The 9,870-nt window shown below is 69.2% G+C and carries 4 protein-coding genes; 1 reads left to right on the top strand and 3 read right to left on the bottom strand.

Features of this window, described 5'->3' with window-relative positions; genetic code table 11:
• Positions 1-14: 14 nt before the first annotated feature.
• Positions 15-1,199: a lipid-transfer protein gene (locus CY658_RS30700; RefSeq protein WP_101493761.1), complete on the bottom strand. Its 1,185-nt coding sequence runs from the start codon at positions 1,197-1,199 to the stop codon at positions 15-17.
• Between the two features lie 51 nt (positions 1,200-1,250).
• On the bottom strand, positions 1,251-2,810 hold the full coding sequence (locus tag CY658_RS30705; protein WP_101493762.1) for a long-chain-fatty-acid--CoA ligase: 1,560 nt from the start codon (positions 2,808-2,810) through the stop codon (positions 1,251-1,253).
• A gap of 139 nt (positions 2,811-2,949) precedes the next feature.
• On the opposite strand from CY658_RS30705, the gene CY658_RS30710 reads away from it, so the two are divergent.
• Positions 2,950-3,996, top strand: coding sequence for an AraC family transcriptional regulator (locus CY658_RS30710; protein ID WP_101493763.1), 1,047 nt, complete (start codon positions 2,950-2,952; stop codon positions 3,994-3,996).
• Positions 3,997-4,006: 10 nt separating this feature from the next.
• Here the strand turns inward: CY658_RS30710 and CY658_RS30715 are convergent, their stop codons facing one another.
• On the bottom strand, positions 4,007-9,781 hold the full coding sequence (locus CY658_RS30715; RefSeq protein WP_308217220.1) for an autotransporter-associated beta strand repeat-containing protein: 5,775 nt from the start codon (positions 9,779-9,781) through the stop codon (positions 4,007-4,009).
• Positions 9,782-9,870 lie beyond the last annotated feature (89 nt).

Raw genomic sequence — 9,870 nt, forward strand, 5'->3', positions numbered from 1 at the left:
GTTCTGCCTTTTCCTCAGACGCGTTCGTACAGCGTGACCACGCAGGCGCCGCCCAAACCCAGGTTGTGCTGCAGCGCCATGCGCGCGCCTTCGACCTGTCGTTTGTCGGCTGTGCCGCGCAGCTGCTGGACCAGCTCCGTGCATTGCGCAAGACCGGTCGCGCCCAGTGGGTGGCCCTTCGACAGCAGGCCGCCCGACGGGTTGGTCACCACCTTGCCGCCGTAGGTGTTGTCGCCGTCGACCACGAACTTCTCTGCGCCGCCGATCGGGCACAGGCCCAGCGCTTCGTAGCTGATGAGTTCGTTGTGCGCAAAGCAGTCGTGCAGCTCGACCACGTCGATGTCCTTCGGGCCGACACCGGCTGCGTCGTACACCTTCTGCGCCGCCTCCTGCGCCATGCTGAAGCCGACCACTTCGCGCATGTCGCGGCTCTCGAAGGTGACGGCGCGGTCGGTGGTCATGGCCTGCGCCTTGATGCGCACGCTGCGGTCCAGGCCATGGCGCTCGGCGAAACGCGGCGAGCAGACGATGGCCGCAGCCGCACCGCAGGTCGGTGGGCAGGCCATGAGCCGCGTCATCACGCCGGGCCACATGACGGGCGCGGCCATCACTTCGTCTTCGGTGACGACGGTGCGGAACAGCGCCACCGGGTTGTTCGACGCGTGGCGGCTGGCCTTGGCGCGGATCTTCGCGAAGGTCGACATCTGCGTGCCGTACTGCTGCATGTGCGCCAGGCCCGCGCCGCCGAAGTAGCGCAGCGCCAGCGGCACCTGCTCATTGCCGACCAGCTCGTCGGTGATCGACTCGAAGTGGTCGAACGGGCTTGGGCGGTCATTGAACACCGCGCCGAGTGCGCCGGGGCTCATGTGCTCGAAGCCGAGCGCCAGCACGCAGTCGGCCGCGCCGCTGGCCACGGCCTGGCGCGCGAGGAACAGCGCGGTCGAGCCGGTGGAGCAGTTGTTGTTGACGTTGACGACCGGAATGCCGGTCATTCCCACTTCATAGAGCGCGCGCTGGCCAGCGGTGGAGTCGCCGTACACGTAGCCGACGTAGGCCTGCTGCACCAGCTCGTAGCCGATGCCGGCGTCTTTCAGCGCGGCATTGGTGGCGTGCGCGGCCATCTGCGGGTAGGGCTGGTTCGCGCCCGGCTTGGTGAAGGGGATCATGCCGACACCGACGACGTAGACATCCTGGCTCATGAGGGGCTCCTGAAATGAATGAATGGAAAGAAGGAGAGAGTTCGTCAACCGTCAGGCTACGCTTCGTTGACGGTCTTGCCAAAACGGTTCGCGCAACCGGGTCTTGAGCACCTTGCCGGCGCCCGAGAGCGGCAGTGCCTCGGCCACCGCCACGCTGCGCGGGCACTTGTAGTTCGCGATCAGCGCCTTGCAATGCGCGATGAGCACATCGGCCGCCAGCTCCTGGCCCGGCTTGAGCACCAGCACCGCATGCACGGCTTCGCCCCACTCCTCGCTCGGGATGCCGATGACGGCGCAGGCCGCCACGGCCGGATGCTGGTTGATGGCGTTCTCGACCTCGGCCGAATAGATGTTCTCTCCGCCGCTGATGATCATGTCCTTCAGCCGATCGACCACGAAGATGTAGCCGTCGTCGTCCATGTACGCGCCGTCGCCGGTGTGCATCCAGCCGCCGCGCACGGCCGCGGCCGTTTGCGCGGGCTGGTTCCAGTAGCCCTGCATCACGTTGGGGCCGCGCACCGCGACCTCGCCCACGGTGCCGCGCGGCACCTCGATGCCCTCGCCGTCGACGATGCGCACCTCGGTGCAGTAGCTCGCGCGGCCGGCCGAGCGCAGCTTGCCCCGGCGCTGGCCTTCGGCCGTGTGGTTGCGCGCCGGGTTGATGGTGGCCAGCGGCGACAGCTCGGTCATGCCGTAGGCCTGCACGAAGTCCACGCCCGGGAAGGCCGCCATCGCGCGGGTCAGCACCGCCTCCGCGATCGGCGAGGCGCCGTAGGTGATGCACTTCAGGCTGGACAGGTCGCGCGGCTCGCGCATGGCGGGATGGTCCACCAGCATCTGGATCATGGTGGGCACCAGCAGCACGTGCGTGACGCGGTCTTTCTCGATGGTGTTCAGCACAGCCTCGGGGCTGAAGGCCGGAATGATCGCGTGCGTGTTGCCCTCGAGCCAGTGCGGTGCGGAGATGCCCATGTCGGCCAGGTGGAACATCGGCGCGGCATGCAGGTAGCAGCCGTCGGGCGCGGCCAGGCCTTCGGCATGCAGGGCCAGCCCCGAGCTGCCCATGTTGGTGTGGCTCAGCATCACGCCCTTGGGAAAGCCCGTGGTGCCGCCGGTGTAGAAGATGCCGGCCAGGTCTTCGCCGCGGCGGCCCACATCGGGCACGGGCGATGCGGCGTCCAGCAGCGCTTCGTAGCCGTGCATGCCGGGCGGCGTGGGGCCGTCGCCGCAGTAGATCACCTCGCGCAGGCTGGTCGCCTGCCCGCGCATCTGCTCGACCACCGCGCGGAAGGTGTCGTCCACCAGCAGCAGCGAGGAGCCCGAGTCTTCGAGCGAATACAAAATTTCAGCCGCCGACCAGCGGATATTGCAGGGGTTGAGCACACCGCCGCCCCAGGGCACGGCCATCTGGTACTCGAGGTAGCGCGCCGAGTTGAGCGCCAGCATGGCGACGCGGTCACCCGCCTGCATGCCGAGCCCCTGCAGGGCGCCCGCGAGGCGGGCGACGCGCTCGGCATACGCGCGAAAGCTCAGGGTGCGGCCGGCGGCGCGCACGGCGATCCGGTCGGGGTGCTGCTGCACGCTGCGGTGCAGCGACTGGGTCTGGTACATGGCGGTTGTCTCCGTTCGGTTCTTGTGTGAACGCATGGTAGAAACCGCGCCGTGCCGCGGCGATTGCGCTTCGCATCGCCCGCATGGCAGAAAACCTCAATCGACACCCGCGCCGCCCTCGGGTCTGATCCGCACACGCATGCTGCAACCGCCCGTCACCATCCCGATCGTGTTCGTCCAGGGCATGCTCTCGGGCGTGCGCGCGCGCGGCGACAACGCACCGATCAGCATCGACACCGCGCTGCAGGACGCCGGCATCGCCCCCGCGCTGCTCGACGCGCCGGGCGCACGCGTCACGGCCGAGCAGTACGTAGCGCTGTTCGCGCTGCTGATGGAGCGGCTGGACGACGAGGCCCTGTGCTTCCTGTCGCGCCGCCTGCGCTGCGGCAGCTTCGCGCTCATGACCCGCGCCACGATGGGCGCGCCCACGCTCGAAGTGGCGCTGCGCCGCGTGGCCCGCACCTTCAGCCTGCTGCAGGACGACCTCGAGATGGTGCTCCTGCGCGAGGGGCCGCTCGCGGGCTTCGGCCTGCGGGTGCAGGGCATGCCGAGCGCACCGCTGAACTTCTTGCACGAGCTGATGCTGCGCGTGTACTGGCGGCTCTTTGCCTGGCTGCACGGCGGCCGGCTGACGGCGCGCCGCTTCGACTTCGGCTTCGAGCAGCCGCCTTACGCGGCCGGCTACAGCAAGGTGTTTCCCGCGCCGCTGCAGTTCGGCCAGCCGCTGTCGGCCGTGTGGTTCGACGCCAGCGCGCTGGCCACGCCGATCCACCGCGACGCACGGGCCATGCGCGACTTCCTGGCCGCCGCGCCGGCCCACGTCATCCTGCCGCCGCTGGGCGAACTGGCCGTGAGCGCGCGCGTGCGCACCGTGCTGCAGCAGCACCGCCCGGCCTGGACCGACCTGGCCACGACCGCGCGCAGCCTGCACATGTCGGTGAGCACGCTGCAACGCCACCTGGCGACCGAGGGCACCTCGTTCCAGTCGCTCAAGGACCAGCTGCGGCGCGACGTGGCCATCGTGCGCCTGAACACCAGCACCGTGCCGCTGGCGACGCTGGCCGAGGAGCTGGGCTTTTCGGACAGCGCGGCGTTCCAGCGTGCGTTCAAGACCTGGACCGGGGGGGCGCCGGGGTCGTACCGAAGGCGGCCCAATCCGGAGCCGGACTCGGACCCGGAGGCTTGACGCTACCCGCCTACCACTTGACCCGCACGCCGAGCGATCCGTTGATCGAACTCTTCACCTTGGCATCGCCGCCCGAGGACCACAGCTTGCCGACTTCGCCGTACAGGCTCGTCGTCTGGTTCAACGCCAGCGTGAAGCCGCCCGCGAGTTCGGTGCTGGTGCCGCCGGTCGGCGCTGCAATGTCGGTCGTCGTCGCGCCGTTCACGAAGCGTGCGATGTCAGTGCCGCTCGACGTCTTGTAGATGTTGACGCGACCGTAGGGCTGCAGCACGCCCATGCCGGTGTCGATCTGCCCTTTGATCCGCACGCCCGCACGGGCGATCCAGCCGCTGTCGGCCTGTGGTTGCGCGATGGCACCAACGATGGCCGAGTTGCCCAGGTCCATGTGGTGGTGGACCAGCTGCAGCTGCGGCTCGATGCGCCAACCGCTGTTGCCGATCGCAAAGGCTTGCCCCACTTCGATCGAGCCCAGCAGGCTGTTCCCCTTGCCGCCCACACCCGCACTGAGCATCGGCTCGACCGTGTAGCGGTGACGGCCGGACTGCACCACGGCATCGGCATAGAAGCCGCTGTCCGCGGTATAGGTGCCGTACACGCCGACGTACTGGCTGCGCAGGTCGTTGCGGCCCACGCCCAAATTGCGGATGCCGCTGGCAAAGCCGCTCACGCGCGCATCGCCGTCGAGCTGGCCGACGTACAGGCCGGCGCGCCAGTTCGGTGTGGCGAGCAGGTCGGTGCCGGCCTGGAAGCCGGTGAGGCGGCCCTTGCTGGTGGGCGAGACGGTGCCGCCCTGCTGGATGTCGATGTCGGTGGAGAGCACGCGGGCCCAGGCGCGGCGGTCGGAGCCGGTCGGTGTGCCCTTCACATCGTCATCGCCCACGCGCTTGCGCACATCGCCCAGCATCGCGAGGTTGCCCTGGCGCAGCTGGCTCGGCAGTGCGGCGTACAGCGCAGCTTCCGCTCGGTAGGTGACGACGGGCAGGCCGACCGGTTGACCCGGCGCCACCGTGTCGGTGGTGGAGCGCAGGTACCAGTTCTCGCCCGCGCCGCTCGCATCGGCGGCGTGCAGGCGGTACTCGTAGGCGCCTGCGTCTACATGGCCACCGGCCAGCGAGAAAGCGTCCTTCGTGGTCTGCGCGGTGCTGCTCGCGCCGTTCTGTGCGGTGATGACCTCGATGCCGTTGCCACTCGTGAGTGCGCCCAGGCCGCCGAGGTTGCTGATCTGCACTTGGGTCTTGCCGCTGGCGATGGCGGTGGGGCCGTCGAGCACGAGGCGGTCGGAGGGACCGGTGCCGTTGAGCGTCGTACTCAGTTTCAGCACGCCGTTGTTGCCGACGTACGGCCCCTTCACGGTCAACGTCGTGCCTGCGGTCGTGCCGGCCAACGACACGGTGCCGCTGTTCGTCAGCGATGCCACGGTTTGATTGAAGCTCGCGAGGTCGAGCGTGGCGGCTGCGGCCACGCTGTGCGCCGAGGCGGCGCTCAGCGTGTTCACCGCACCGGCCTTCAATGTGCCCTGCGCCACGTTCGTCGCACCGGTGTAGGTGTTGGCACCCGACAGCGTCAGCGTGCCCGTACCCTGCTTGGTGATGAAGCCACCACCGCTGATCGCACCACTCAGCGTGCCGCTGAACGCACCGGTGTCGATGACTGGATCGTTGCTGCCCGTCAGCTTGATGGTGTTGGCGATCGTCAGGCCATTCGCGCTGAAGCCCAGTGTGGTGTCGTCGTCCATCGACAGCGTGCCAGTGCCCAGCGCCTGGCTGTGGCCCACGTTCAGGCGGCCCTGGCGCAGCGCCGTGCCACCGGTGTGCGTGTTCGCGCCTGAGAGCGTGAGCGCTCCTGTTCCGACCTTGACGAGCGAGCCGCCGACGCCGGAGATCACGCCCGAGATTTCGGTGTCGCTGTTGAGCGTGCCCGTGGTCAGCGCTTTCGCACCGAGCAGCACGCGGCCGGCGCCTTCGAGCGAACCGATGGTGATGCCGGGTGTGCCGAGCTTGGACAGGAAGACCGTGCCACCGGCCTTGTTCACCACGCTCGCCTGCGCGGCCGTTGCGTTGTCGCGAATGTCCAGCACGCCATCGCGCTCATTGACGATCGTCGCTTGTCCGGCCGAGGCGTCGTCCCAGAGGTTGGTCGCACCGCCGGCGAAGTTGGTGATGTGGGCCTTGCCCGCGTTGGCGTCGAACCAGACCATGACCTCGCCACCGCGGTTCTCGATGGTGGCGTTGCCGGCCGTCGCGTTGCCGCGGAAGTCGATCGAGCCGCCGGCCTGCGCAATCAAGGTCGCGTGGCCGGCCGAGGCGTTGTCCTGGAACTGGACGAAGCCGCCATTGCCCGGCTGGGTGGCACCTGCCGTGATCTTCAGGCTTTCCGCGTCCGCACTGCCGCTGAAGATCAAGGCCGCGCCACTGCTCACGCCCACCGGGCCGGTGCCCACCGCGCCTGTCACGCCCAGATTCAAGCTGCCGCCGTCGACCTGCGTGCCGCCCTTGTAGGTGTTGGCCGCAGTGAGCAGCAGTTCACCGCCGCCGCTCTTGCGCAGGCTGCCCGAGCCGCTCATCGTGCCCGCGAAGCTGCCGCTGGCCACCTGGTCGAAGGCCACCTGGGCGTTGTTGACGATGGGGCCTCGCAGGCTGGTCGTGTCGCCCTGCAGCGTGCCGGCGCGCACGAGCGTCCCGCCCATGTAGGTGTTGGCGCCCTTGAGGATCAGCGTGCCCAGGTCGTCCTTCGTGAGGCCGCCCGAGCCGCTGAGCACCGACGCGATGGTCGCGCTCATCTGCGCCCCCGAGGCCGTGCCGTCGCCGACCTTGATGATGGTGCTGGCGTTGCCCAGCGTCAGCGCGTCGCCGGTGACGACATAGCCGCTGGTGGAGAACTGCGCGCCGTCGATGCTGATGGCGCCGCCGGTGTTGTCCACGGTGACCGTGCCGGCCGCGCCGCCGAACAGCGCGAACTGGTTCTGCTTCCAGCCGGTGTTGGTCTTGCCGTTGGCGCCGGTCCAGCTGTCGGACGGATCGTTGAGGGTGGAGTTGCCGATGCGCCAGGTGCCGGAGCCGCCGCTGATCGTGCCGTCGTTGTAGGTGGAAGGGTCGCCGCCCGCGCCGTCCCAGAAAACAAGATCGACGCCCTTGCTGTTGATCAGGTTGATCTCGCCACGCACGGACGACTGCACGTGCAGGTCGCCGGCTGTCGTGCCCGCGGGCGCTGTGCCGATGTTCAGGCCGTTGTCGATCAGCGAACCGGTGTAGCTGATCAGACGGTACAAGCCGGGCCCGAAAGTGCCCCCGGGTGCCTCCGCCACGTTGAGCGTGCCGTCGAGCACGAGGCCGCCGTTGACCTTGACGAGGTCGTTGAGCGGGCCGCCCACCGTGCCGGCCTGGCCCAGTTCGTAGCTCAGGAAGGCGCCCGGGTCGAAGCGCAGCATGCCCGTGGTCAGCGTGCCGAGGTTGCTGCCGGGTGCCAGCGTCGCGCCGTTGGCGATGGTGACCTGGCCCGAGATAGTTCCGCCGCCGCTGAGCGTGGCACCGTTCTTGACCTGCACCGTGCTCGTGCCCGTGGCGCTGCCGGTGGTGTTGTTCACGCGCAGCGTGCCGGCGTTGACCTCGGTCGCGCCGGTGTAGGTGCTGGCGCCCGTCAGTTCCAGAATACCCGTGCCGTTCTTCGACAGGGTGCCGGAGCCGCTGATGACGCCTGCGTAGCTCAGCTCGCCCGCGCGGTCGAAGACCAGGTCGCCGTCGTTGCTAATGATCCCCGTGATGCTGCCGGTGGTGCCGCCCGCGCCGATCTGCAGGATGTTGCCGGCCACGACGGTGGTGGCGCCCGTGAAGGTGTTGTCGCCGGTCAGGGTCAGCTTGCGCGCGCCCTTCTGCAGCAGGCTGCCGGTGCCGCTGATGTTGCCGGCGAAGGTGGTGTCGGCGCTGCGGTTGAACACCAGCGCGGCGTTGTTGGCGATGTTGCCGACGATGCTGCCGCTGTCGCGGATCTCCAGGGTGCCGCCGTTGAGGGTCGTGCCGCCGGTGTAGGTGGCGTTGCCTGTGTAGACCAGCGTGCCCGCGCCGGTCTTCGTCACACTGCCGCTGCCAGTGATGTGGCCTGCGAAGGCCGCATCGTTCGATCGGTTGAAGACCAGCGCCGCATGGTTGGTGACGTTGCCGTCGATGCTGCCGGTGGTGCCGCCGCTGCCGACCTGCAAGGTGCCCGCGCTGATGGTCGTGCCGCCGGTGTAGGTGTTCGAGCCCGAGAGCGTCAGGGTGCCGGTGCCCTCCTTGACCAGCGAGCCCGTGCCGTCGATGCTGCCTGCGAACGTGGTGCTCGCGTTGGCCGACCCGGCCGTCAGGGTGGCGCTCCCCAGTTGAACGGTACCGCCGACGCCCGACAGGCTCGATGCACGCAAGTTGAAGCTGCCCAGGTCCAGCACGCCGCCATTCACGGTGTACGCCGTGTTCTGCGACAGGGCAGATGCGGCGCCGAACCGCAACATGCCGTCGTGGACGGTGGTGCCGCCGCTGTAGGTGTTGGCACCGGTCAGGGTCAGGGTGCCCGCCGTCGTCTTCACCAGTTGGCCCGCGCCGGTGATCGCACCCGAGAACGCGCCGGACTCAACCGTCGTGGTCTGGGTTGGACCGTTGCCGGTCCGGGTGTTCAGCGTTCCGGCGCCCTGCAGGTTGCGGATGGTGACGTTGTAGCCGTTCAGGTCAAGCGTTGCGCCCTTGTCCACTGTGGTGGAAGCAACGCGGGAGAAGATGAAATCGGGGACAGTGGCGCCCGCCGCCTGCAGCGTGCCGCCAGCCACGACGACCGCGGCAGACGGATAGAGGCCGGCGGCGCCGCTGCTGCCGAAGCGGATGGTGCCGTTTTCAACGGCATTGCCGAAAACGGCGGTCGCCCCATCGCGGAGCCAGAGTCCACCATCGATACCGATGGTCGTGCCACTGGCGGCGGCCACCGTGCTGCGCTGTCCGTTGGCGAAGAGCAAGGAGTTGGTCAGGTCGAGGCTCGCGGTGGCGGTCAGCTTGCCGCCTTCGAGCGTGACTGTGCCGGCGCCGAGCGCGCCGGCCGTGCCGATCTGCACCGTGGTGCCTGTCTTGATCGTCGTTCCGCCGATGTAGGTGTTGGCAGCGCCCAGCGCCAGCGTGCCGCCGCCGTCGGCAGTGAGGCTGCCGGCGCCGGAGATGACGCCGTTCATGGCCAGATGCGCAGGCGTGGGGCCGCTGCCGTCGACGGTGACCGTAAGGTCGCCCGTGGGCAGGAACGCGCCCGTCAGCGTCCACTGGCTGCCGCTGTGGGCATGGACGCTCGAGAAGCCCGACATCGCATCGTCTTCGCTGCCGGTGCCCTGGAGATTCAGGGTGTTGTCGCTGCCGAGGGCAACCACCTGGCCGTTCAGCACCGACCCCGTCTGCAGCGTGAGCGACGCATTGCCTGCGTTGAAGGTGATGGCGTTCGCGCGGGTGACGCCATCGCCAGAGAGCCCACCCGAGATGGTGCCGCTGTTGACGATGCGCGAGGCACCACTGGCGACGACGCCTTCTCCACCCGCGCCCGCCGCGCCTGCGGCTGCGTCCGTGCTGCCGCCCCCCGTGCCGCCAAGGCCACCGGTGATGCTGCCGGCGTTGACAAGGGAAAGCCCGGGGCCTGAGAGCGAGAGGCCCGCCCCCCCGCGACCACCGCTGCCGCCATTGCCGATCGCCCCCCCGGCGCGGGCAACGCCCTCGCCCGCTCCGCCATTGCCGCCCTTGCCGCCGGACACGCTGCCGCCCTGGGCATTCGTGACCGTCGCCACGGTCCCGCTGACCGCAAGCCCGTGCCCCCCGTCGCCCCCCCCACCACCGCCGCCGCCACCGCCCGCGGTACCACCAGTGAGTCCGACGC

This window comes from Variovorax sp. RO1 (genome assembly GCF_002849325.1).
Taxonomy (GTDB): Bacteria; Pseudomonadota; Gammaproteobacteria; order Burkholderiales; family Burkholderiaceae_C; genus Variovorax.